The organism is Pseudoclavibacter helvolus, assembly GCF_014191305.1.
GTDB classification, from domain to species: domain Bacteria; phylum Actinomycetota; class Actinomycetes; order Actinomycetales; family Microbacteriaceae; genus Pseudoclavibacter; species Pseudoclavibacter helvolus.
The window spans coordinates 321,299-344,996 of the sequence record NZ_JACHWJ010000004.1 but is presented as its reverse complement, the minus strand read 5'-3'; the positions used below and the strand labels follow the sequence as shown (position 1 = coordinate 344,996).

The 23,698-nt window shown below is 67.7% G+C and carries 22 protein-coding genes; 3 read left to right on the top strand and 19 right to left on the bottom strand.

Annotated features, from left to right (window positions below; all coding sequences use genetic code 11):
* The first annotated feature begins 418 nt into the window (after positions 1-418).
* On the top strand, positions 419-613 hold the full coding sequence (locus tag FHX72_RS13895; RefSeq protein ID WP_183625867.1) for a hypothetical protein: 195 nt from the start codon (positions 419-421) through the stop codon (positions 611-613).
* A 41-nt stretch (positions 614-654) separates the two neighbouring features.
* Here FHX72_RS13895 and FHX72_RS13890 read toward each other — a convergent pair whose 3' ends face one another.
* The 9 genes from FHX72_RS13890 to groES form a co-directional block, all read right to left on the bottom strand.
* A complete protein-coding gene (locus tag FHX72_RS13890) occupies positions 655-1,545 on the bottom strand; it encodes an FHA domain-containing protein (protein WP_244964242.1) in 891 nt (296 codons plus the stop codon).
* A 405-nt stretch (positions 1,546-1,950) separates the two neighbouring features.
* On the bottom strand, positions 1,951-3,558 hold the full coding sequence (guaA, locus tag FHX72_RS13885; RefSeq protein WP_183625865.1) for a glutamine-hydrolyzing GMP synthase: 1,608 nt from the start codon (positions 3,556-3,558) through the stop codon (positions 1,951-1,953).
* A 52-nt stretch (positions 3,559-3,610) separates the two neighbouring features.
* Positions 3,611-4,150 carry a DUF3817 domain-containing protein gene (locus tag FHX72_RS13880; RefSeq protein ID WP_183625863.1) on the bottom strand — a complete coding sequence of 180 codons (540 nt, stop codon included), beginning with the start codon at positions 4,148-4,150 and terminating at the stop codon, positions 3,611-3,613.
* Between the two features lie 5 nt (positions 4,151-4,155).
* On the bottom strand, positions 4,156-5,106 hold the full coding sequence (locus tag FHX72_RS13875) for an SURF1 family protein (protein ID WP_082805768.1): 951 nt from the start codon (positions 5,104-5,106) through the stop codon (positions 4,156-4,158).
* The gene (locus FHX72_RS13870; RefSeq protein ID WP_183625861.1) at positions 5,106-6,950 is read right to left on the bottom strand and encodes a glycerol-3-phosphate dehydrogenase/oxidase; all 1,845 of its coding nucleotides are present in this window, start codon (positions 6,948-6,950) and stop codon (positions 5,106-5,108) included. Before FHX72_RS13870 ends, FHX72_RS13875 begins: the two co-directional genes overlap by 1 nt.
* Positions 6,951-7,039: 89 nt before the next feature.
* Entirely contained in the window at positions 7,040-8,164 is a 1,125-nt protein-coding gene (locus FHX72_RS13865) for a GuaB3 family IMP dehydrogenase-related protein (protein ID WP_068494782.1), read from the bottom strand.
* An 81-nt stretch (positions 8,165-8,245) separates the two neighbouring features.
* Positions 8,246-9,751, bottom strand: coding sequence for an IMP dehydrogenase (guaB, locus tag FHX72_RS13860; RefSeq protein WP_183625859.1), 1,506 nt, complete (start codon positions 9,749-9,751; stop codon positions 8,246-8,248).
* A gap of 129 nt (positions 9,752-9,880) precedes the next feature.
* Entirely contained in the window at positions 9,881-10,819 is a 939-nt protein-coding gene (rarD, locus tag FHX72_RS13855) for an EamA family transporter RarD (RefSeq protein WP_244157524.1), read from the bottom strand.
* Between the two features lie 120 nt (positions 10,820-10,939).
* Positions 10,940-11,233: a co-chaperone GroES gene (groES, locus tag FHX72_RS13850; protein ID WP_068479200.1), complete on the bottom strand. Its 294-nt coding sequence runs from the start codon at positions 11,231-11,233 to the stop codon at positions 10,940-10,942.
* 137 nt (positions 11,234-11,370) lie between these two features.
* Here groES and FHX72_RS13845 point away from each other — a divergent pair, with 137 nt between their 5' ends.
* Positions 11,371-12,561 (top strand): THUMP-like domain-containing protein, encoded by a 1,191-nt coding sequence (locus FHX72_RS13845; protein WP_183625857.1) that lies wholly within the window; start codon positions 11,371-11,373, stop codon positions 12,559-12,561.
* A 101-nt stretch (positions 12,562-12,662) separates the two neighbouring features.
* Here FHX72_RS13845 and FHX72_RS13840 read toward each other — a convergent pair whose 3' ends face one another.
* From FHX72_RS13840 to glmS, 10 genes are all read right to left on the bottom strand, one after another.
* The gene (locus FHX72_RS13840) at positions 12,663-13,409 is read right to left on the bottom strand and encodes a hypothetical protein (protein WP_183625855.1); all 747 of its coding nucleotides are present in this window, start codon (positions 13,407-13,409) and stop codon (positions 12,663-12,665) included.
* Positions 13,410-13,510: 101 nt separating this feature from the next.
* Positions 13,511-14,206, bottom strand: coding sequence for a hypothetical protein (locus FHX72_RS13835; RefSeq protein ID WP_183625853.1), 696 nt, complete (start codon positions 14,204-14,206; stop codon positions 13,511-13,513).
* 155 nt (positions 14,207-14,361) lie between these two features.
* Positions 14,362-14,973, bottom strand: coding sequence for a DUF4190 domain-containing protein (locus FHX72_RS13830; RefSeq protein WP_156479781.1), 612 nt, complete (start codon positions 14,971-14,973; stop codon positions 14,362-14,364).
* 144 nt (positions 14,974-15,117) lie between these two features.
* On the bottom strand, positions 15,118-15,642 hold the full coding sequence (locus FHX72_RS13825; protein WP_183625851.1) for a hypothetical protein: 525 nt from the start codon (positions 15,640-15,642) through the stop codon (positions 15,118-15,120).
* Positions 15,639-17,219 carry a tRNA (adenosine(37)-N6)-threonylcarbamoyltransferase complex transferase subunit TsaD gene (tsaD, locus tag FHX72_RS13820; protein ID WP_068494795.1) on the bottom strand — a complete coding sequence of 527 codons (1,581 nt, stop codon included), beginning with the start codon at positions 17,217-17,219 and terminating at the stop codon, positions 15,639-15,641. The genes FHX72_RS13825 and tsaD overlap by 4 nt, the downstream gene beginning before the upstream one ends.
* The gene (tsaB, locus tag FHX72_RS13815) at positions 17,219-17,827 is read right to left on the bottom strand and encodes a tRNA (adenosine(37)-N6)-threonylcarbamoyltransferase complex dimerization subunit type 1 TsaB (RefSeq protein WP_068494798.1); all 609 of its coding nucleotides are present in this window, start codon (positions 17,825-17,827) and stop codon (positions 17,219-17,221) included. Before tsaB ends, tsaD begins: the two co-directional genes overlap by 1 nt.
* A gap of 10 nt (positions 17,828-17,837) precedes the next feature.
* Entirely contained in the window at positions 17,838-18,416 is a 579-nt protein-coding gene (tsaE, locus tag FHX72_RS13810; RefSeq protein WP_082805769.1) for a tRNA (adenosine(37)-N6)-threonylcarbamoyltransferase complex ATPase subunit type 1 TsaE, read from the bottom strand.
* Between the two features lie 13 nt (positions 18,417-18,429).
* Positions 18,430-20,301: an alanine racemase gene (locus FHX72_RS19775; RefSeq protein ID WP_183625849.1), complete on the bottom strand. Its 1,872-nt coding sequence runs from the start codon at positions 20,299-20,301 to the stop codon at positions 18,430-18,432.
* Positions 20,298-20,672: a holo-ACP synthase gene (locus tag FHX72_RS13800; protein WP_183625847.1), complete on the bottom strand. Its 375-nt coding sequence runs from the start codon at positions 20,670-20,672 to the stop codon at positions 20,298-20,300. Before FHX72_RS13800 ends, FHX72_RS19775 begins: the two co-directional genes overlap by 4 nt.
* 6 nt (positions 20,673-20,678) lie before the next feature.
* Positions 20,679-22,529, bottom strand: a complete 1,851-nt coding sequence (gene glmS, locus FHX72_RS13795; RefSeq protein WP_068479221.1) for a glutamine--fructose-6-phosphate transaminase (isomerizing) — start codon at positions 22,527-22,529, stop codon at positions 20,679-20,681.
* A gap of 60 nt (positions 22,530-22,589) precedes the next feature.
* Between glmS and coaA the strand changes: the two genes are divergently transcribed.
* On the top strand, positions 22,590-23,540 hold the full coding sequence (gene coaA, locus FHX72_RS13790; protein ID WP_068479223.1) for a type I pantothenate kinase: 951 nt from the start codon (positions 22,590-22,592) through the stop codon (positions 23,538-23,540).
* Positions 23,541-23,698: the final 158 nt, after the last annotated feature.

The window sequence follows — 23,698 nt, the reverse complement described above, 5'->3', positions numbered from 1 at the left end:
GCTTGCCTCGGCTGCTTCTACGCCTTCGTGTTCCGGAGCAGCGTCCTCAGCCGCATCAACACTCGCGTCCGTGCCACTGTGGAAGGCCTCGTGGGGCTCGTCGCGATCGTTCCGGCCTTCATCCAGTTCAGCGCAAGCTCTCTCTCGTGCCGCGACCCACGCGAGCAGGCACTGGCCATCACCGTGATGGTGGTCCTGGGCCTCGTCGCCCTCGCGTCCGTCGCCGTGAACCTGAGATTCGGCCTCAACTCCAACGGGAACGGCACCGCGCTGAGCGGTTTCCGGGGCTTCCTAGCAGCCTACGCTGGCCTCGAGATTCTTCGATTCTTCTGGACCCCGCTCGGAATGTCGTGGTCCGAGATCGGGCCAGAGGCTGTCTGGCTGGGCGTCCTCGGCGGGCTCGCGACCATCATCGGCCTTGTTGTTGTCCCCCCAACTTGTGACAGCGCTCGGCGGGCTCGCTCTGTTCGCCTCGCTGCTGTTCGTCGAGAGCACAGAAGGGACACGGTGCGGAGGAGCTTCTTGCGACGGCGTCATCGTCCTGATCCTCTTCGTGATCTCCTACGTGCTGGCTCGAGTGCTGCTCAGGCGACTCTGGCCGCCGTCAGTCTGAGACCGACGGGAGAGTCGCGTCGCGACACTCGCTCAGGTGCCCTACCGACGAACCGGCAGCGTCCGGTCCTCGAAGCCAGCTTCCGGTTCCACATCCAGGAGGTACAGCTCGTCTTCCCCGACGAGCTTGTTGCGCACGGCGTAGTCGACCAGGCGTGCGCGCCGGTTGGTCGCGTAGGAGCGTGCCCCGCCGCGCAGACCCTCGACGCCGATGCGGTCGAGCTTCTCGCAGACGTTATCCAACTTGCGGTTGAAGGCCGTGACGGTCCAGCCGAGCCGTTCAGCCGCCCGTGCACTCGTGGGAATGTCACCGAGGCCGTTCTCTCCCCGGAGCAGTACCGACTCGCAGAGGGCGAGCAGCAGTAGACGCTGAGCCGGCGTCAGCGCGATGTGCGTGAGCTCTCGGCCGGTCGATTCTGCGGCGATCCCGGCGCCAGCGGGGAGGTCCATATAGACCGGCGAGGCGGCGTGCACCTTCACCTCGTACTGGCGCTCACCTGCCGAGAAGTGGATGCTCGTGCGCTCAAAGACCAGAGGCAGGCGTCCGCCAGGCAGAAGCCGCGCCTGAACGCGCCCCGACCCGTCGACAACACTCAACGTCATGCGGGTTCCGATGTTCGACACGAACCAGAGACCATCCTTGGCCGCGATGCGAAGAAGCTTGCGGTGCAGGAACGGGTTCGCGTCGAGACGGATATCAGCGTCCCGGCCGATCTCGATCCGCTCGCCGGGCATGACAGCCACCCACTGCCCCTGATACTCGACGGAAAGGCCGTGGTCGGGATTCACCTCGAGGAGCTGGCTCGCGGCGTCGTGGAGCAGTTCGTGGTCAACGAGGTGGCCAGACGTTGAGTCTTCCCGGGGCAAGGCAGGAATCAGTCCCGTCTCTGCGGGTACCTGGGGAAGCGGGTCAGCGGGGAATCGTGGTGCCATGTCGCGAACTCTCTGAGCGGGGAGGTGAAGTTGCAAGTCTTGGAACACCCCAACCATGCCACTACCCAGCGACCTTGACTAGACACTTTTCGGCAGGCAAACAGCGATTTTTGTCCTTCCGGACGCCGGAAATCCCCGATCCGGAAATCCGGAATCCCGACTCTCAGAACCGAAAACCTTTCGCCTGCTCCGTTTTTGACCTCTACTACCAGGCATTTATGCCCGGGCACTTTTGCCCGGAGCATTTCAGCCTCCGCCCGCCAGCGGCACGGAGCCAACCGAAGCAAGTTCGGGGACCGCCCGAACCCCTCAACGACTCTGCGCAGATTTCACGTTGTTTGGCACAGAATGCACGAACGGGGATGCACATCGTGCATCCCCGTTCGAATCAGCACTCGCTGAGCGCTACTCCCACTCGATGGTTCCCGGCGGCTTCGACGTCACGTCGAGCACCACGCGGTTCACGTCATCAACTTCGTTCGTGATGCGGTTCGAGATACGGGCGAGCAGGTCGTACGGCAAGCGCGTCCAGTCTGCCGTCATGGCGTCTTCGCTCGAGACCGGGCGCAGCACGATCGGGTGACCATACGTGCGGCCGTCGCCCTGCACACCCACCGAACGCACGTCGGCGAGCAGCACAACCGGGCACTGCCAGATCTCGGTGTCGAGGCCAGCAGCGGTCAGCTCCTGGCGCACGATGGCGTCGGCCTCGCGGAGCAAGTCGAGGCGCTCCTGGGTGACCTCGCCGATGATCCGGATGCCGAGGCCAGGGCCGGGGAACGGCTGACGGGCCACGATAGGCTCTGGCACACCGAGCTCGCGACCGACGGCGCGGACCTCATCCTTGAAGAGCGTGCGCAGCGGCTCGACGAGCTCGAACTGCATGTCCTCCGGAAGTCCACCGACGTTGTGGTGGCTCTTGATGTTCGCCGTACCGGTGCCGCCACCTGACTCGACGACGTCAGGGTAGAGGGTGCCTTGCACGAGGAAGCGGATGCGCTCCCCCGACTCCTGGGCCTCCTTGATCAGGTCGACCTCTGCCTGCTCGAAGCTGCGGATGAACTCGCGGCCGATCGTCTTGCGCTTGGCCTCCGGGTCGGTGATGCCCGCAAGCGCCGTGAGGAACTGCTCGCGTGCATCCACGGTCACGAGGCGCACGCCAATCGCGTCGACGAAGTCCTCCTCGACCTGGCGCCGCTCGTCCTGGCGGAGCAGGCCGTGGTCGACGAACACGCACGTGAGCTGGTCGCCCACCGCCTTGTAGACGAGCGCCGCGGCGACGGCGGAGTCGACACCGCCGGACAGGCCGCAGATGACCTTCGCGTCGCCGATCTGCTCGCGGATGCGCGCAACCTGCTCGTCGATGACGGATGCGGGCGTCCAGTCGCTCGGGATGCCGGCGGCCCGGTGCAGGAAGCCCTCGATGAGCGCCTGGCCGTGCTCCGAGTGCAGCACCTCAGGGTGCCACTGGACGCCGTACAGGCCACGCTCGGTGTTCTGGAACGCCGCCACTGGCGTGTCCTCCGTCGTGGCAAGCACCGTGAAACCCTCAGGCGCGCGGGCGACGTAATCGCCGTGGCTCATCCACACCGTCTGATCGCCTGGCTGGCCGTCGAGCAGGCTCGACTCGCCCGCCTCGAGCTTGACGGCGGTGGAGCCGTACTCGCGGCGGCCCGTCCTCGCGACCTCGCCACCGAGTTGCGTCGCCATGACCTGGAAGCCGTAGCAGATGCCAAGCGTCGGAACGCCGAGCTCGAGAATGCCGGTGTCGAGGGACGGGGCCGCCTCGGCGTACACGCTCGACGGCCCACCCGACAGGATGATACCGACTGGGTTCTTCCCGGCGACTTCCTCGGCCGAGATCGTGTGCGGCACGATCTCGGAGTAGACGCTCGCCTCGCGAACGCGGCGAGCGATGAGCTGCGCGTACTGTGCGCCGAAATCGACGACGAGCACGGGGCGCTGATCTGTCGACTGCTCGGGAGCTACGGCCTGCGGGTCGGTGGTTGCCATGGACACCTTTCGGGTGGTGCGGAGAATGCTGCTGGAAAGTTGGGGTGATGCGCTACTTCGAGCGACGCTCGTGCTCGGCCAGCGACTGCTGTACGTCGCTCTCGAGCTGCTCGCGCTCCGACTCGCTCAGGCTCGCCTCGAACTCGCGGAGCTTCAGCTCCTCGCCGTCCGCGGCGAGTCGCTGCTCTTCGCGGAGCACGAGGTCGCGCTTCGCCCGGCGGGACATGAACCACTCGGTGATGAACGACAGGAACGGCACGATGCCGCCAGCCGCCATCGCGATCAGCCAGACAATCGGCCAGCGCATCTGCTGCCACAGCACGTAGGAGGCGATGAGGTACACGACATAGAACCAGCCGTGCACGATGAGCACCCAGAGGCTCAGGTTGAGTGCGGTCGTCGTGCCTTCCTGCACGAGCGCGATGAACCCGAACGGGCCGAACGCCTCGACCTCGAGGTGGAAGACGTACTTCAGGAACATCTCCACGCAGAGCAGGAGCAGCAGGATGCCGGTCACGTACGCCGTCACCTGGTAGAAGCGGAGCGCCCGTCGGAAACCGGGATTGGCATTCAGCAGGGCGTCGTGAAGCATGGCCTCTAGTCTAGGCGAACGGCCTCGCCCTTCGTTCGCTCGTCGAGCATGGCTTTCAACCGGTCGCGCTTGAACTGCTCCGCGAGCACGCTGGGCGCCTCGGAGGCCTCCCGGCGTTCCTTCTCGAACTCGTCGCGCGCGAGGCGCCACCACATGAAGATTGCGAAGCCGGCGAAGAGCGCCCACTCGATCGCGTAGAAGATGTTGAGCCAGTTGAGCTGCGGCGCCTCGAGCGCCTGCGGGGTGATCGCCTCAATCTGGGCAGTACCGGAAGTCGAGCCAACGACCGCCCGCATCGACTCGTCGTCGAGGCTCACGTACACGCCGTAGTTCTCCGCCGCGGGCTCCGCCCAGCGGTTGATCAGGTGCGTCGGCGCCATCGCGGTGAGTGCCTGCGGGTCGTCGCCGCGGTTCACCTGCGGCGCCTGCCCGTACTCGAGCCGCCCTGCGAGCTCGAGTTCGCCTGCGCCCGCGGCGCTCTGCAGTCGCGTCGCGAGCTCGCGGGCCGTGGCCTCGTCGCGGGTCCACCCCACCGCGACGGCCAGCCCCGGTGCCTGGTCAGCGGCTGCGGAGGCGCCTGCTTCGTCGTCGGTGACGGCGACGTGTCCGATAACCCAGTACCCGAGCGTCTCGCCCTGGAGGCGATCGGCGACGACGTCGAAGTCTCGTGCATCCACGACGCCCTCGAACGTCACTTGACGGCCGACGGCCGCGTCCGCGACGCGCTCCTGCGGCTGCGCGAGTTCACCGAGACCGACTGGAGGCTGAGTCGCGTCCTGCGCGACGTTCTGGCCGTGTTCGAGCGACAGGAACGCCGACTCCAGCTGCCAGCGACCCAGCCACGCGAAAATCGACGCGATGACCAGAGCGAGGGCAAGCACACCCAACCATTTGGGGCGGACAAGCACTCGAGCCATCGACGGTGACGCTGGCTGGGCGCGGGCAGCTGAGGACATTACGACTTCTGGGCGTCCTTCGACTCGGCCTTTGCAGTTGCGGCCTCGACGTCGGCCGTCTCGTCGACCTCGATCATCGGGAGGGCCGGGGCCGTCCCGAATGGCGTGTTGTCGCCAGCATGGCCGAGCACCGAGTCGATGTCTGGGGCCTCGAGTCGGATGCGGTCTGCGGACTCATCGTCCGGCTGCTCCTGGCTCGCGAGCTCAGCCGCGACGCGCTTGACGTAGGTGTCGATCTCGCGCTGTGTGCGCTCCTCGTCCCAGCCGAGGGCGTCGGCCATGAGGCGGGCAGCGACGGGAGCCGCAGAGATGCCGCGGTCCCACGCCTCGATCGAGATGCGCGTGCGGCGAGCGAGCACGTCGTCGAGGTGCAGCGCACCCTCGTGCGTCGCCGCGTACGTGATCTCGGCCTGCAGGTAGTCGTCGGCACCCGGCATCGGCTCCGCGAGCTTCGGGTCCTGACGGATGAGGTCGAGGATCTCGTCGGTCAGCGTGCCGTAGCGGTTCAGGAGGTGCTCGATGCGCACACGGTGCAGACCGAAGGCGCGGGCGATCTTGCCTCGGCGGTTCCAGGCGGCCTTGTAGCCGACGGCGCCGAGCAGTGGGATGTCCTTTGTCGTCGAGGCGGGGATCTTGTCGTCGAGGGCATCCGCTGCGGCGTCGATCGCATCCTTCGCCATGATCCGGTACGTCGTGTACTTGCCGCCTGCGATGAGCACGAGGCCTGGCACGGAGTGCGCGACCATGTGCTCGCGGGACAGCTTCGAGGTCTCGTCGGACTCACCGGAGAGTAGCGGACGCAGACCCGCGTACACACCCTCGACGTCGGCTCGCGTGAGCTTCACCGCGAGGACGTCGTTGACGTGACCGAGGAGGTAGTCGATATCGGCTGCCGTCGCGGCAGGGTGGGCCTTGTCGAGCTTCCAGTCGGTGTCGGTCGTGCCGATGATCCAGTGGCGACCGTTCGGGATGACGAAGAGCACGCTCTTCTCCGTGCGGAGCAGGAGACCGGAGGCTGACTGGAAGCGGTCCCGAGGCACGACGAGGTGGACGCCCTTGGATGCGCGCACCCGGAAGGATGCACGCTCGCCGACCATCTTGTTCGTGTCGTCGGTCCACACGCCGGTCGCGTTGACGACCTGCTTGGCGCGGATCTCGAAGCGCTCGCCCGTCTCAAGGTCGACGACCTGGGCGCCGACAACGCGCTGGCCGACCTTGAGGAAGCCTTCGACGCGAACGCGAGGCGCGACGTGCGCGCCGTAGAACGAGGCCGTACGAGCGAGGACCGCGACGAAGCGCGCGTCGTCGACACCCGCGTCGTAGTACGTGAGTCCGCCCGAGAAGGAGTTCTTGGAAAGCCCGGGCGACATCTTCGCGACCTGGCTGCGCGTGTAGTGGCGGTGCATCGGCACGCCGGGCTTGACCTCGCCCGTCTTCGCGAAGAGGTCGTACATGAGCATGCCAGCGCCGATGTAGAAGCGCTCAAGCGGGTTCTTCAGCGGGTATAGGAAGCGGATGGGCTTCACGAGGTGCGGGGCGAGTCGCTGTAGGAGCAGGCCACGCTCGAGCAGTGCCTCGCGCACGAGCCCGAAGTTCATCTGCTCGAGGTAGCGGATGCCTCCGTGGATGAGCTTCGACGAGCGGCTGGACGTGCCGGACGCGAAGTCACGCGCCTCGACCATGCCAACGCTGAGGCCGCGCGTGACGGCATCGAGCGCGGCACCAGCGCCGACGACGCCGCCACCGACCACGAGCACGTCGAGGTTCTTGGTCTTGAGGGACTCGATCGCCGCTGCACGTTCCTGCGGGCCGAGCTTGTCGCTTCGAGAGACGCTGTTCGCCATAACCTGCTCCTCATTCTCAGTTGCTGCTTGTAAGGGGAAGTGTGAACGGTCAACCTTAGGCCGGGCCGTCAGCGGCTCGGCGAGGGCGGCTAGGCCGTCGGGGTGTAGGGAGCGACAACCATCTCGGCCCGCTGGAACTCCTTGAGCTCCGAGTAGCCGGTGGTCGCCATCGAGTGACGGAGCGCGCCCGTGAGGTTCGAGATGCCGTCTGCGCTGTCCGCGGGACCCGCGACGATTTCCGCCATGGGTGCAACCTGGCCGACCTGCACGCGGTTGCCGCGCGGGAGCTTCTCGTGGCGCGCCTCTGCGCCCCAGTGCCAGCCGCGCCCGGGTGCGTCAGTCGCCCGCGCGAGGGCCGCGCCGATCATCACGGCGTCAGCGCCGGAGGCAATTGCCTTCACCAGGTCGCCCGACGTGCCGATGCCACCGTCGGCGATGACGTGCACGTAGCGTCCGCCCGACTCGTCGAGGTAGTCGCGACGTGCGCCAGCGACGTCTGCGATGGCCGTCGCCATGGGGGCGTGGATGCCGAGCACACGACGCGTCGTCGAGGCAGCTCCCCCGCCGAAGCCGACGAGCACACCGGCCGCGCCAGTGCGCATGAGGTGCAGAGCGGCCGTGTAGGTCGCAGCCCCTCCCACGATGACGGGCACGTCGAGCTCGTAGATGAACTGCTTGAGGTTGAGCGGCTCCTGGTTGCGGGAGACGTGCTCTGCAGACACGGTCGTGCCGCGGATGACGAAGAGGTCGGTGCCCGCCTCGAGCACGTCGTTCATGAACTGCTGCGTGCGCTGCGGTGACAGCGCACCCGCGACCGGCACTCCTGCCTCGCGGATCTGCTGCAGGCGCTCCTTGATGAGCGTGCCCTTGACGGGCTCGCGGTAGATCTCCTGGAGCTTGGCCGTGGCCTGCTTCGCCGGCAGGTCGGCGATCTGGGCGAGCAGCGGGGCCGGGTCGTCGTAGCGCGTCCACAGGCCCTCGAGGTCGAGCACGCCGAGGCCGCCGAGCTTGCCGAAGCCGATCGCGGTCTCCGGCGACATCACCGAATCCATGGGGGCGGCCAGCAGCGGGATGTCAAACGTGAACGCGTCGATCTTCCACGTGATGGAGACATCCTCCGGGTCACGGGTTCGCCGCGATGGCACGATGGCCACATCGTCGAAGGAGTACACGCGGCGGGCTCGCTTTGCGCGGCCGATCTCGATCTCAGTCACGTGCCTAGCCTAGCCCTCCCCCGTGCTCGCTGCTGCGGCGCGGCGGCGGGGAGACCCCGACGCGCCGCGCCGTCCAGACTGCTAGCGACGGTAGTTGGGCGCTTCCGACACCATCTGCACGTCGTGCGGGTGCGACTCCTTGAGACCCGCCGGGGTGATGCGCACGAAGCGCCCCTTCGCCTTGAGTTCAGGCACCGTGCGCGCGCCGACGTAGAACATCGACTGGCGCAGCCCGCCGGTGAGCTGGAAGACCGACTGGCGGATGGATCCGCGGTACGCGACCTTGCCCTCGATGCCCTCGGCGATGAGTTCGTCGTCGCTCGGCACATCGGCCTGGAAGTAGCGGTCCTTCGAGTACGAGGTGCGCTCGCCGCGCGACTGGAGCGCCCCGAGCGAGCCCATTCCGCGGTAGCTCTTGTACTGCTTGCCGTTGACGAAGATGAGGTCGCCCGGTGACTCATCGGTGCCAGCCAGCAAAGAACCAACCATGACGGCGGATGCACCGGCGACGAGGGCCTTCGCGATCTCGCCCGAGTACTGGAGGCCGCCGTCCGCGATGACGGGTACGCCGGCGGGTGTCGCCGCGAGCGACGCCTCGTAGACGGCCGTGATCTGCGGCACGCCGACGCCGGCCACGATGCGCGTGGTGCAGATGGAGCCGGGACCGACACCGACCTTGACGGCGTCAGCTCCTGCATCCACGAGCGCCTGCGCGCCCTCCCGCGTCGCGACGTTGCCGCCGACGACCTGCACGTGGCCGAGCACTGGGTCGCTCTTGAGACGGCGGATCATGTCGAGCACGCCCGCGGACTGACCGTTGGCCGTATCGACGACAAGCACGTCGACACCGGCGGCCACGAGGCGCTCCGCGCGCTCCCAGCCGTCACCGAAGAAGCCGATCGCAGCGCCCACGCGCAGGCGACCCGCGTCGTCCTTCGTGGCGTTGGGGTACTTGTCGCTCTTGTCGAAGTCCTTGACCGTGATGAGGCCGGCGAGCTTGCCCTCCCCGTCGATCAGCGGGAGCTTCTCGATGCGGTGCTTGCCGAGCAGCTTGTACGCGTCATCGCCCGAGATGCCGACCGGCGCGGTGACGAGCCCCTCTCCGGTCATAACCTCGTGCACGCGGGTTGTCCGCTTCTCCGACTCGGGGACGAAACGCATATCGCGGTTCGAGATGACGCCGACGAGCTTGCCGGTCGCCTCGTCCACGACGGGGAGTCCGGAGACGCGGTACTGGCCACAGATCTCGTCCACCTCGGCGACCGTCGCGTTCGGAGTGGTCGTGACGGGGTTCGTCACCATGCCGGACTCCGAGCGCTTGACGCGGTCGACCATCTCGACCTGGTCGTCGATCGACAGGTTGCGGTGCAGGATGCCCATGCCGCCCTGGCGAGCCATGGCGATCGCCATGCGCGCCTCCGTGACCGTGTCCATGGCCGCCGAGATGAGCGGGACGCGCAGGCTGATGCCGCGCGTCAGCTGCGTCGTCGTGTCGACCTCAGACGGGATGACGTCGGTGTGCCCGGGAAGCAGCAGCACATCGTCGTAGGTCAATCCGGTGAAGCCAAAGGGGTCCGACTCGGTCATTACGCTCCAGGAGGTATCTGGGATGCGCCGTTCGGCGGCATCCTCATGGTTCGGGAAACAGCTCAGTGGTGGTGGAACAGCCCATGCCCCGGACGCATTCCCGGGGCCGCGCTCCTCAGCCTTCGAGTCTCAACCTCGAGTCGGCGGACCGAGTTCGTCCGCGACCGAGGGAATCTTGGCGCCAAGTCTAGCCGTCCGCACGAGGTCGACCGTGAAGAGGATGAGGGCGACCCAGACGATCGCAAACCCGATCCAGCGTTCCAGCGGCATGGGCTCGGAGAAGACTGCGACGGCGAGGACGAACTGCAGGATCGGCGCGATGTACTGCATGAGTCCGAGCTCGATGAGCCGCAGACGCCTGGCTGCCGCGGCGAAGAGCAGCAGGGGAACGCTCGTGACGACTCCGGCGAAGAGCAGGACGCCTGTGTTGGCCGGCGAGACAGTGCCGAACGTGATGCCTCCGCCGAACAGGATCGTCCAGACGAGGCAGATCGCGCCGATGGGCAGGATCAGGGTCGTCTCGACCGCGAGGCCCGAGAGCGCATCCGCTTGCACCCCAACGCGCTTCTTGACGAGCCCGTACAAGCCGAAGGTCATCGCGACGCCGAGGCCGAGCCACGGGATGCGCCCGTAACCGAGCGAGATGACCAGAACCGCGACAAGCGAGAGACCGACCGCGACCCACTGCAATGGCCGCAGCCTCTCGCGGAGGAAGACCAGCCCGAGCGCGACGGAGACAATCGGGTTCAAGAAGTAGCCGAGCGCGGCATCGAGCGTGTGCCCCGTCGCAACGGCCTGCACGTAGAAGAGCCAGTTCGCGGAGACGAGTACGCCTGCGACCCCGAGGCCAAGCACAACACGCTTCTTCGAGATGAGCTCCCGGAAGGGCCGCCAGGCTCGCATGATGAGCACGCCGAGCAGGCAGAAGACGACGCTCAGGATGATGCGCCAGGCGATCAGCTCAACTGGGGTCGTAGGCGCGGTCGCCACCACGTAGAGGGGCATGAAGCCCCAGAGCGCGTAGGCGCTGAACGCCAGCCAGAGGCCGGACCGAGGAGATTCCGTCACCTCGTGATGGTACGCCCGCGCCGAGATCCAGAAACACGAATGGCGCCCAACCCCGGAGGGTGGGCGCCATCCCGCGACGTTCGGTCCCGGAGGACCTGGCAGTCTCAGTGAAGCGTGAGACTAGACGATCTTCGCGAGGATGTCGCGAGCGGAGAGCACAAGAAGCTCTTCGCCGCCGTACTTGACCTCGGTTCCGCCGTACTTGGAGTAGATGACCTTGTCGCCGACCACGAGGTCGAGCGGCACGCGGTTGCCGTTGTCGTCGATGCGGCCGGGGCCGACTGCGACAACTTCACCCTCCTGGGGCTTCTCCTTGGCGGTGTCCGGAATCACAAGACCCGAAGCCGTGGTCTGCTCGGCTTCGACCTGCTTTATGACGATGCGATCCTCGAGCGGCTGAATGTTCACCGACACGGTTGACCTCTTTCTCAGCGATAGGAAGTTCAGAATTAGCACCCTCCCCATGAGAGTGCTAACTCCGAGTGTAGGGGCGATGCGGCGGCGACTGCAACGCGGTGACGCCTCGTGGCGTACGCCGGTAGCGTAGTGACGTGCAGCGCGACGAACTCCTGGCCCTCCTCACCCCCGAGGCGATGACGCTGCTCGACGACGCACCCGCCGTCGAATCCTCGGCCGACGCGCTTGCCCTCGTGACGAAGCTGCGCGCGGCAGGCGGCTCACCGGCGGTTGTTGCCGCCGTCGTGACGCAGTCGAAGCTCAGACGCCGTGCGGTGGCGAAGTTCGGCCCGTTCGCCGAGCGGATGCTCTTCACCGATGCCGGTCTCCAGCAGGCGACGCGCTTGCAAGTCGCAGCACACCACGCGAACAGGTTCAGGCAGGCGGGTGCCGTGAGCGTCGCGGACCTCGGCTGCGGCATCGGCGCAGACGCCATGGCGTTTGCCTCGCTTGGCCTCGAGGTCACGGCCTACGACCTCGACGAGGTCACGGCCGCGATCGCCGCCCACAACCTCGCGCCGTTCCCGAACGCACAGGTGAAGCACGGGCGAGCGGAGGAGGTCGACCTCGGCAGCTTCAACGCTCTCTGGTTCGACCCGGCCAGGCGCACAACAAGCGGGGGAAGCACGGCACGGCATTTCGATCCGGCCGACTGGAGTCCCGCCCTCGACTTCGTCTTCACGGCGGGACGCGAGCGACCGACCGGAATCAAGCTCGGCCCTGGCATCGATCACGCGTATCTCCCTGACGACGCGGAAACCCAGTGGGTCTCGTCCGGCGGCGATCTCGTCGAGGCGACAGTGTGGATGCACGGAGCAGCGAGGGCGGGCATCCGCCGGTCTGCGCTCGTGATCGGCAGGCACGGCACCGCTGAGCTGACCACTGTCGAGGAGGCGCAGGATGCCGACCTCGGCGCGCTGGGAGCCGTGCTCTACGAGCCAGATCCGGCGATCATCCGCGCTCGCCTCATCGGCGACCTCGCGCGCTCTCTCGGGGCGTCGATGATCTCCGAGAGCATCGCGTGGATGACCTCGGACACGTTCACGCCGACGCCGTTCGCGAGCGCCTTCTCGGTGCGTGAGGTGCTGCCGCTGCACGCGTCGTCGTTGAAGGGCGAGCTGCGGAGGCGGGGCATCGGGGTTCTCGAGATCAAGAAGCGTGGAGTCGACATCGACCCCGCTGAGTTCAGGCGAAAGTTGGCGCTCAAGGGCGACGAGTCTGCCGTGCTAATCCTCACGAGGGTCGGCGACAGGCGGGTGGCGGTGCTGGCTGATCGCTTGAGCTGACCGGAGTCAGATCGTCAAGGACACTGACCGCGGTCAGATCGATAGGGACACTGACCGCGGTCAGATCGTCAAGGACGCTGACCGCGGTCACAAGGTCTGAGTCAGACGACAAGCACCACGATGAGCGTCGCGATCGCGACGAGCACCGCGAGGCCACCCGTCACGAGTCCGACGATGCCCAGCGTCCGGCCGAGGCCCTTGGGCGCCCGAAGCCCGGCGATGCCGAGCCCGACGGCGCCGAGGCCGAACACGAGCGAGACGATGTAGGCCCACCCTGGAAGAAGGAGCAGGAGCAGCGCGAGCGCTCCGAGCGCGACCGCGATGATCCCGAGGACGGGCGCTGGGGCCTTCGGCTGCTGGCCATAGCCCTGCACCCCGAACTGCTGGCCGGGTTGCTGGCCGTACTGAGCCTGCTGCGGAGCACCGTACTGCCCCTGCTGCGGGGCCCCGTACTGCGGCTGAACGTACTGGTCCTGCTGCGGGGCCCCGTACTGCGGCTGACCGTAGTGATCCTGCTGCGGCTGACCGTAGGACCGCTGGGCCGGGGCCTGCTGCGCCGAAGGAGCCTGCTGCTGGCCGTAGCCGCCGGGGTAGCCAGGCTGCTGCTGGCCATATCCTGCCTCGGCCTGACCGTATCCCTGTTGCTGGCCGTAGCCGTTGGGCTGCTGGCCGAACGGCTGACCGTTCTGTTGCGAGTCCTGGCCGTACTGCGCCTGAGGTTGCCCGTAGCCGGGCTGGCCAAACTGAGCTTGGCCGGGCTGGTGCGCGCCATAAGGGGGCTGCCCGTTCTGCGGCTGGCCTCCCTGTTGAGGCTGCTGCGGGTACTGGGGGCCGTTCGGGTCAGACATGGTGTCCTTCTCAGTCGTCGACAAGCCTGCAGGTGCTGATCAAGCTTAGAGTGCGGGCGGATGCATCCGCCCGCACTCTCGGCGGTTCTGTCAGCTGGTGATCAGTAACTGTATGAGGACATCTCGCCGAAGAGGACCACCGCGGCGATGATGGTGATGATACCGACGATCGCGGAGATGACGATCGAGCCGATCGACACCCAGAACCCGGCGACGCGGAGCCCGCCGGCCTGTGGCTCGCGCTTCTTCGCCATGATTGCGCACACGAGTCCCGCGATGCCGAGCGGAAGACCCAGGTAGAACTGTCCGAGCAAGCCGAGGAGCACGCCCACGCCGCCGAGCGAGAGCGCCACGATGCTGAGCGTTCGCTTGGGTGCCGTCGATGGCGCCGGATAGCCGGGAGTCGCGTAACCCTGGGGCGCGCCGTATCCCTGCTGCTGGCCCTCCGCCTGCGGTGCGCCATAAGCCGGTGCCCCGGCGGCCGGAGCTTGGCTTGCCGACGGCGCCTGGCCGTACGGGGCCACGTTTGGCGCGGCGGCTGGCTCGCTCGGCGGCGTGTAGCTCACCGATCCGGATGCGGCCGGTGGGGTGTAATCCGTTCCGGACGCAGACGGGGCCGAGTAGTCGGTACCCGACGCAGCCGGCGGAGTGTAATCAGTGCCGGAAGCTGCAGGAGCCGAGTAGTCGACTGACTCCGCGGGCGGCGTGTAAGCGGCAGGCGCCTCGTACTGGGGAGGGGTGGTTCCCTCTTCTGGAAGCTTCGGCTTGTCGCCTGGGACCTGGTTGCTGTCGCTCATTGCGGAGCTCCTTCCGATTCACCGATCTCGCGGTGTTTGGGGTTGGTGTTCACGTGCGTGGAGCAGGCGACGCTGCCCGTGCGGCGTCCGCCATCTCCAAGGTTCCCAGGGTTTGGCTGGGAACCGTCACACAAGGTTCAAAGTTGGTGCTGTCCTCAGTACGAGCTGAGGCCGCCGAGGAGACCGATTCCGCCGAAGAAGAGCAGGGCCAAGACGATGAGGAGCAGGAACCCGAAGACGGAGATGAATCCGAGCACTATCGACGTGATGGCGAGGGCGCGGCCCCGCGGCTCGCGCCGGAGTGCGATGAATCCGCAGACGATTCCGGCGATACCGACCATCCACCACACGAACTGGAGGACAGGGATGAGCGCGACGAGAAACGAGCCACCGCTGAGGCAGAGCGCGACGATACTCAGTGTCAGCGCTCCGGCGCCTGATGCGCGTGGCGCTGTGTAAGGGGCAGGAAGGTAGGGCACCACCGGGTACGCGAGGTGTTGCGGCTGTGCCGCCTGACCTGACTGCGCGAAACCCTGCCCGTAGCCGGTCGGCGCGGGCCCGCCGGGCTGGAACCGAGGGTCGGGGTTGGGGGCCTCGGAGTGAGCGGGCTCTGGGTAGTTCGGTGTCGAGAAGAGGGGTGCGTGCGCGCCTGGCGCGCCAACATTGCCACCGTCAACGCGTGTGTCCAGTACCTCGCCAGCGGGTCGTGCGTCCACGCTGGGGGCGGGAATCCGCTCGCCAGAGCCATCCGGTGTTGACCAGGTCATGTCCGCTCCTTTCGAGGGGTCTTGGGATGCACCCCACGATACGGTGGCGACCCTGGCGCTTCGTCATACCGCCGGCCATGGGTCCGTCATCCCGGAGGATGACTTCGCCGACACCACGAAGACGTCCCTCGCCGCATGCCGGGTTCAGGCGACGACGAAAGCGAACGCGATACAGCCGACGACAACGGCCGCCGAGAGCACGAGCGCGATGATCCAGCCTCGGTGGCGACGAGCGAGCGCTGCCAACAGCACGGCAACCGCGCCCACGCTCGCCCCAAGGTAGAGCGGCCAGAGCGGCGAGGGTGTTGTCGATACCGAGAGCAGGAGGGCAACGAGGGCCGCCGCGAGCGAAAGGACCACGGAGGCGACGAGTGCGACACGGCTGAGGCCGAGGCCGGTTGGCTCTGGAGCTGGCGTCTGGCGGGCGGGCGCCGTTGCCGTTGCGGTCGCCTGGACGTGTGCAACCGCCGGGTCGACCTCGCCCTTGCTGGACGCGGACTTCGCCGGCGCCGCAGACGCGTCCGGCTCGAAAGGAGCCATGTCCGCGCGCGGGCGCGGGGTGAGCGCAGAATAGGCGGCGTTGCTGGTGTCGTCCACTGGGGTGCGATCGATGGGCGGGAGCTCTACGGGCTTCCGCGGCGGCAATTTCGGCTGCTCTGGCGTGGTCATGCGCGCTCCCCCATGGCTGTTTCCGCGTGCAATGCCTGCGGCGTCGCCACTGGCAGGGTCGAGTCCGCTGCGAAGTCGAGCGGCGCCGGCGGCTTGCCTGCTGCGACCAGCATCGCCCCGACCGCGGCGATCATCGCTCCGTTGTCGGTGCAGAGTCGGAGCGGTGGGATGCGGAGCTCGATACCGGCAGCTGCGCAGCGTTCCTCCGCCAGCTCGCGCACGCGGGCGTTCGCCGCCACGCCTCCCCCGAGGACGAGGCGCGGCACACCGAGCGCGGTGCAGGCAGCGACGGCCTTCGCCGTGAGCACGTCGGCGACGGCCTCGCGGAAGCTCGCGGCCACGTCCGCCACGGGCACGGGCTCGCCCGCGTCCTCCTTTGCCTCGACCCACCTAGCGACGGCGGTCTTGAGGCCGGAGAACGAGAAATCGTAGCGGTGCTTCTCGAGGTCTTTCGGCTTCGTGAGGCCGCGCGGGAAGCGGATCGCCTTCGGGTCGCCACCAGCGGCGGCCTTGTCGATCTCGGGCCCGCCCGGGTACGGCAGGCGCAGCAGGCGAGCAACCTTGTCGAAGGCCTCGCCTGCGGCGTCGTCGATCGTCTCGCCGAGCAGCTCGACGTCGTCGACGAGATCCCGAACGTGCAACAGCGACGTGTGGCCGCCTGAGACGAGCAACGCGACCGCTGGCAGCTTGAGCTGCCCGACGTCGTCGCGCAGCACGTCCGCCGCCACGTGGCCCACGAGGTGGTTGACGGTGTAGAGCGGGATGCCCGTGGCCACGTGCAGGGCCTTGGCCGCGGCCGTCCCGACCATGAGCGCGCCAGCGAGACCCGGCCCCTGCGTGACGGCAATCGCGTCGAGCTCGTCGAGCCTGACTCCCGCCGTCGCGAGAGCTGCTTCGATCGTCGGCACTATGGCGTCGGCGTGGGCGCGCGCAGCGATCTCGGGCACAACTCCGCCGAAGATGGCGTGCTCGTCCATGGACGAGGCAACCTCGTTGGCCAGAAGCTCACGGCCCCGAACGATGCCGACGCCGGTTTCGTCGCAGGACGACTCGATGCCGAGCACGAGCGGTGCCCTCGTTGCACCCGCCGCTACTCGCGCGTCAGCGGAGGTTCGCACCCCTGGAAGCTGTCCTCGCATCACGATCGCATCCACACCCTCTCGTGGGTAGTACTTGGGCCGGCGCCCGATCTCCTCGAACCCGAGGCCCGAGTACAGGGAGCGCGCTGCCTCGCCGTTCTCGCGCACCTCGAGGAACACTTGCTTCGCGCCGCGCGACTCAGCCCAGGCGAACAGCTCCGCCAGCATTCGAGTGGCCCAGCCTCCTCGCCGCAGGCGCTCGTCGACGGCGATCGTCTGAACGTCGGCCTCGCCGCCACCTTGGAGCGCCATGACCCCCGCGGCCGCGAGGATCTCGCCCGTCGAAGTGTCCTCCACAACGACGTACCGCGTGTGCTGGCTCTTGACCTCACCAGCGAGCATGGATGGCGACCATGGGTCGAGCGGGAACGCGGCCTCGTCGAGCCGAACCATCGAGGGGATGTCGTCGTCGACCGCATCCCGCAGGTTGACGCGCATCAACCCGTCACCCGCTTGGGCCCGTTGGACGGCACGGCGTCAGCGCCGCGCAGGTAGATGATCGAGTTGGCCTCGGCCTCGAGCCCGTGGATCTCGCGGTCGAGCCAGGCGAGTGCAAGATGGGCCGCCGAGATCGTCCTCGTGTCGAAGCGGTTGGCGGAATCGGGGACGGCGTCCGGCCTGTGCAGTTCACAGGAGCTCGCGACGAGGAGCCCTTCCTCGTAGCGAGAGCAGGCGAGTTCGCCGCGCCGCGCATCGGTCGTGACGAGGAGGTCCCCTGCGGCCTCAGGATGCGCGGCCCGCCATTCGTGGGCGGCCGCGTCGTGGCTCGGCATGGCGATGAAGCGCACGCCACGTGCAAACGCGAACGTCCGCGCCGCGGCGACGCCCACCCGGAGGCCCGTGAACGGGCCGGGGCCCATGCCGCCGACAACCTGAGAGATGTGCTGCGGCGAGAGCCCAGCATCCGCGAGCACCTCCGCGATCGCGCCGCCGACAGCCTCGGCGTGGTGCCTAGTGTCCGCGCTGCGTCGTTCTGCCAACACACGGCCGTGCGGGGTGACGATCGCGACATCCGTGCCAGCTGACGTATCGATCGCTAAGAGCATGGGAGCGATTCTACGCGGGCGAGGGGCCGAACTCTGCCCGTAGCGCCCGCCCTAGCGATGCTTCCAGCGGCCGGTCGAAGACGCCCGTCGCGGTGAGCGTCAGGCGACGTGGGTCGAGCGGCTCGTCGTCGTCCTCGAGCCCTTGGTCGGCTGGGCCCTCGTCGTCTCCTACAGACGTCGCCAGCGCCGTCGACCGGTCGATCGTGACCTCGAGCCAGCGATCGGTGATGAGCGGAACGGCTTCACTCCCCCACTCCACGACCGTCACGCTCGCGCCAAGGTCGAGGCCGAGGTCGTCGAGCTCCGCCGGGTCTCCGAGGCGATAAGCGTCGACGTGGATGAGCTCAGGGCCGCCGACCAACGACGGATGTGTCCGGGCCAGCACGAACGTGGGACTCGTTACCGGGCCTCTCACCCCGAGAGCGGCGCCGAGTCCGCGCGCGAACGTGGTCTTGCCAGCGCCGAGCGGTCCCGTCAGCACGAGGACGTCTCCTGCCGCCAGCTGCGCGCCGATGAGCTCGCCCGCCCGAACCATGTCGTCGGCAGTCGCGAGCTCGACGGAAGTACCGGGTGTCGTCTCATCCCTCATCAGAACCCGCCTCTCATTCTGCGTGCCGCTCCCGGCGCACGATCCGCGGCCCGAAGGCGGCGACGAAGGCCTGCGGCTCCAGGCCAGACCAGGAGGCCCATTCACGCAGGTGGATGTCGCGCGGTTCCGAACCGAAGACCGAGACCGGCATGCCGATCCAGGCCTCCTGGTCCTGGAGGTCGATGACCACCTGATCCATCGCGACACGCCCGATGATGGGCCTCCGCTCGCCGCCGACAACAACTTCGCCTCGGCCAGCCACCCGGCGCGGAATCGCATCGGCGTAACCAAGCGGAACGAGCCCGAGCGTCGTCGGCTCTTCAGCGATCCAGTCGTAGCCGTACGAGACTCCGTGTCCAGCCGTTACCCGCTTGACGTGTGCGAGCTCGCTCGTGAGGGAGACCGTGACTCTCGCGTTCGGGTCGTGGAAGCCGTAGACCGCACGGCTCGCCGCGTCGCTGGTTCGCTCGTGGTCGACAAGCGTGGCACGCCGGTCCGCCTCACCCACGTGCTCCAGGTCGGCTTTCGTGGCGACGAGAGGGAGCAGCCCGTACTCGAGCGCCAATCCGGCCACGAGGTGGGCGCCGTGCCCGTAGGCGTCCGCGGAGACGTCGACACTGAAGGCCCTGGCCGCGTGGCGGGCCCCCATGCCTGCGGCAAGTGCCCCTGCAAGCTCGCGAGCTCGCTCGCCCATGCGGGTCCGCAGCAGCTCCACGTCGACGGTGAGCTCGCGGCGCGGCGCAAGCGCGAGCTCGCAGCCGTCGCGCTGCGCCGGCGCGTGCGCCAGACCCATCCCCCTCGGCGCGGTGACGCCAGAGTAGTGCCGAGGAATGCGCGTGCTGAGCCGCGTGACGACTTCGTAGTTGATGGTCCCGGCTGCTGCCGCCCACGTGTCAGCGCTTGCCGAGCCGGCAGCGTCGATGACCAGCAGGCGGGGCTGTTCCTCGCTTTGATCGAGTCGGGAGGACGCAGCAGCGGCACCCTCGAGGGGCTCGATTCGCAGCTCGAGGGAGTCGACGGATGCCACACGCCACGCGGCCCCGGTGTCGTCGAGGAGCTCGACGGAGCCCGCAGCAACCGGCGGCAGGCCGACGGCCTGGCCGAGGTCGACCCTGAACCCTCGCGGGTCTTCGCGGATAGGCGCGCTCAGCGAGAGCGCCGGATGCAACACCACAGGGCACTCAGTACCCGCCGAGAACGGGGAAAGCCCGTAGAGGGAGACTCCGAGGCGGACGAGGTCAAAGCGCGACTCGGGCAGCGACATCGACCCCGCCGTGGCTGCGAGGTGGCGGACAGAAGTAGTCAAGCCGCAGCGAGCAGCCAGCTCGAGTGCGCGCTTGAATGACGCCAGCTGGGCGGCGTCCTCCGCCGCTCCGGCACCGGCGAGATGGCTGAACAGCCCCTCAAGTCGGATGAGCCCTCGCGCCTCGAGTTCGGCCGCCTTCGTGAAGGCCGATTCCCACTCGATCGCGCTGATGCCATTGCGGCCGAGGCCCGTATCGAGCTTGAGGTGCACAACCACGGAATGGTCGGAGTGCTCCAGCCGCCCCAACCCGATGTCGAGAAGCTCGAGCTGCGCAAGCGACGAGATACCAAGCTCGATGTCCGCGTCCAGAGCGGCGAGCCAGTCGGTGCGGGCCCCGTGCATCCACGTCAGGATCGGTTCCGTGAAGCCGTCCGCGCGAAGCGCAAGAGCCTCGCGGAGGTCGACGACGCCGAGACGCTCCGCGCCGCCCTCGAGAGCGGCCCTGGCCACCTGGCTTGCGCCGTGCCCGTAGGCGTTCGCCTTGACGACGGCGAGGAGCGGCGTGCCAGTGAGTTCCGCCACGGCTCGCACGTTGGCACGGACGGCGTCGAGGTCGACGTCGATACGGGGCCCGCTCACGAGCGAGACCCCGCGGGAGCGGCCCGCTCGGCGATGACAAACGCGGTTGCCGTCGTTCGCTCGTGGGTCAGCGACAGGTGCAGGTGGTCGACCCCGACAGCTGCCAGGTGCGCGCGGAGCGCAGGCGTCAGGGCGAACTCCGGACGCCCTGCCGGGCCGCTCTCAACCTCGAAGTCGAGGAAGCTGAGCGACCCGATTCCGCCGAGCGCCTTCACGGCCGCCTCGCGCGCAGCGAATCGCGCGCCGAGGGACGCGAGCGATCGTTCGCGCTCCGCCGGAGTGAAGAGGCGTTCGCGCAGACGAGGTGCACGCTGCAGAGCCCGCGCGAATCGCGCGAGCTCCACAGTGTCGACTCCGATCCCGACGATCACGCTCTACTACTCGACGGTGACGGACTTCGCCAGGTTGCGCGGCTGGTCCACGTCGAGACCCTTCGCCGTCGCAAGCTCGATCGCGAAGATCTGCAGCGGCACGACTGCAAGGAGCGGCTCGAAGAAGGGCTCGGTCGGCGGAACCGCGATGACCTCGTCCGCATACGGCAGGACCGCCGCGTCGCCGAGCTCGCAGATCGCGAGGACGCGGGCACCGCGTGCTCGGATCTCCTGAATGTTGGAGACGATCTTCGGGTGCAGCGTGTCGTCGTGGCGAGGGCTCGGCACGATGACGAAGACCGGCTGACCTGGCTCGATGAGCGCGATCGGGCCGTGCTTCAGCTCACCGGCGGCGAAGCCCTCAGCGTGGATGTACGCGATCTCCTTGAGCTTGAGCGCGCCTTCGAGCGCGATCGGGTAGCCGACGTTGCGGCCCAGGTAGAGCACCGAACGGGTGTCTGCCATCCAGTTCGCGAGCTCGTGGATGCGCTCACGAACGCCGAGCACGGTACGAACCTTCTCTGGGATGGTCTGGAACTCGGTCAAGAGCTCCTCACGACGCTCGTCGGTCATCGTGCCGCGCACAGTGGCCGTGTAGATGCCAAGCAAGTAGAGCGCCGTGATCTGAGCGAGGAACGCCTTCGTCGACGCGACGGCCACTTCTGGGCCAGCGTGCGTGTAGACGACCGCGTCGGATTCGCGCGGGATGGTCGCACCCTGCGTGTTGCAGATCGAGAGCGTCTTCGCACCGCGCGACATGGCGTAGCGGACCGCCATGAGGGTATCCATGGTCTCGCCCGACTGGCTCATCGAGACGATGAGCGTGCGGGAATCGAGGACAGGGTCGCGGTAGCGGAACTCGTGTGCCAGCTCGACCTGCACGGGCACTCGGGCCCACTTCTCCATGGCGTACGCGCCAACCTGGGCCGAGTACGCGGCAGTTCCACAGGCGACGATGATGATGCGGTGGATGTCGTTGAAGAAGTCATCCCCGAGCGAATCGAGGTCGGGCAGGTGCACGCGGCCCTCGACGATGCGGCCACGGAGCGTGTTCGCCACGGCCTCCGGGTCCTCATCGATCTCCTTGGCCATGAAGCTCGGCCAGCCGCCCTTCTCGGCGGCGGACGCATCCCACGAGACCTCGAATGCCTCAGCCGTGGCCGGCTCACCGTCGAAGGTGGTGATCTCGACCGAGTCTGGACGCACGAGCACGATCTGCTCCTGGCCGACGGCCAGCGCGCGAGGCGTGTACTCGACGAACGCTGCGACGTCGGAGCCGAGGAAGTTCTCGCCCTCGCCGAGACCGATGACAAGCGGGGAGTTGAGACGCGCGCCGACAACGAGGCCTGGCTCGTTTGCGTGCACCGCGAGCAGCGTGAAGGCGCCGTCGAGGCGGCGCACGACCGCTCGGAACGCCTGCTCGAGGCTACCGACCTCGCGGTAGACGTGGCCGATCATGACGGCCGCGACCTCCGTGTCGGTCTCGGACTGGAAGGTGTAGCCCAGCTCAACCAGCTCGGCCTTGAGCTCGGCGAAGTTCTCGATGATGCCGTTGTGAATGACGGCGAGCTTGCCGTCGTCAGCGAGGTGAGGGTGCGCGTTCGCGTCCGTGGGGCCGCCGTGCGTCGCCCACCTCGTGTGCCCGATGCCCGTGTGGCCGTCGGCCAGCGGGTGGCGCTCGAGATCTTCGCGCAACACCTTCAGCTTGCCCGCGCGCTTGCGAGTCTCGATCTGCCCCTCGTCATCGATGACCGCGACACCAGCGGAGTCGTACCCCCGGTACTCAAGTCTTGCGAGGCCGCCCATCAGGATGTCGAGGCTCTCTCGTGGACCAACGTAACCAACAATTCCGCACATACGGGCCATCTTAGGGGCACCGCTCATGCGAGGCCGGACACCGCACTAGACTCGCGTTCTATGTCCGCAACTGGTCAGATTCCGCGCAGCGGAGGAGACTCGCCCTTCGTCGAGATCCTCCGCCAGGACTGGGCCGACCTCGCCCCCTCCACGCCGATGTCGCTCGACGAATCCGATCTCATCAGGCTCCGCGGGCTCGGCGACCACCTCGACCTCGATGAAGTCCGCGACGTCTACGTGCCGCTCTCGCGCCTCATCAACCTGTACGTCTCGAACGCGCGCTCACTGCACCGCGCCACGAGCGGATTCCTCGGCGAGCGCAGCGCATCCACCCCGTTTGTCATCGGCGTGGCCGGCTCTGTTGCCGTCGGCAAGTCGACCGTGTCCCGACTGCTGCGTGAGCTCCTCCGCCGCTGGGAGGACACCCCCAGGGTCGAGCTCGTCACGACCGACGGCTTCCTGTACCCGAACGCGGAACTCGAACGCCGCGGACTCATGGAGCGCAAGGGCTTCCCGGAGTCCTACGACCAGAGGGCGCTGCTGCGCTTCATCACGAAGGTCAAGAGCGGCGCCGCGGAGGCGCGGGCCCCGTTCTACTCGCACCTGAGCTACGACATCGTCCCGGACGCGGAGATCGTCGTGAATCGGCCAGACGTCCTCATCGTCGAGGGCCTCAACGTCCTCCAGCCACCTCGGGCGCACTCGCTCGCGGTGAGCGACATGTTTGACTTCTCGATCTACGTCGACGCGCGTTCCGAAGACATCGCTCGCTGGTACGAGCAGCGCTTCCTGTCGCTGCAGCGGGGTGCGTTCACGAACCCGCGCTCGTACTTCAGGCGCTTCGCCGATCTGAGCACGGACGAGGCGCTCGAGCACGCTCGCAGCATCTGGTCCCGCATCAACGGCCCGAATCTACGCGAGAACGTCATGCCGACCCGGTCGCGCGCACAGCTGGTGCTGCGCAAGGCCAGCGACCACACGGTGCGCAGCGTCCTCCTCCGCAAGGTCTGACGGTCGGAGCCCCGGGGTCTTCGGCGCGCGCATCCGCCCATCCGCCCGACTCCGGATGGGTTCCTCACTTCCGGATGGGTTGCAAGCCATCCCGAAGCGCGAAACCCATCCCGAGGTAGCGAACGCATCCTGACACCTCGCGGCGGGGCGATTGCCCC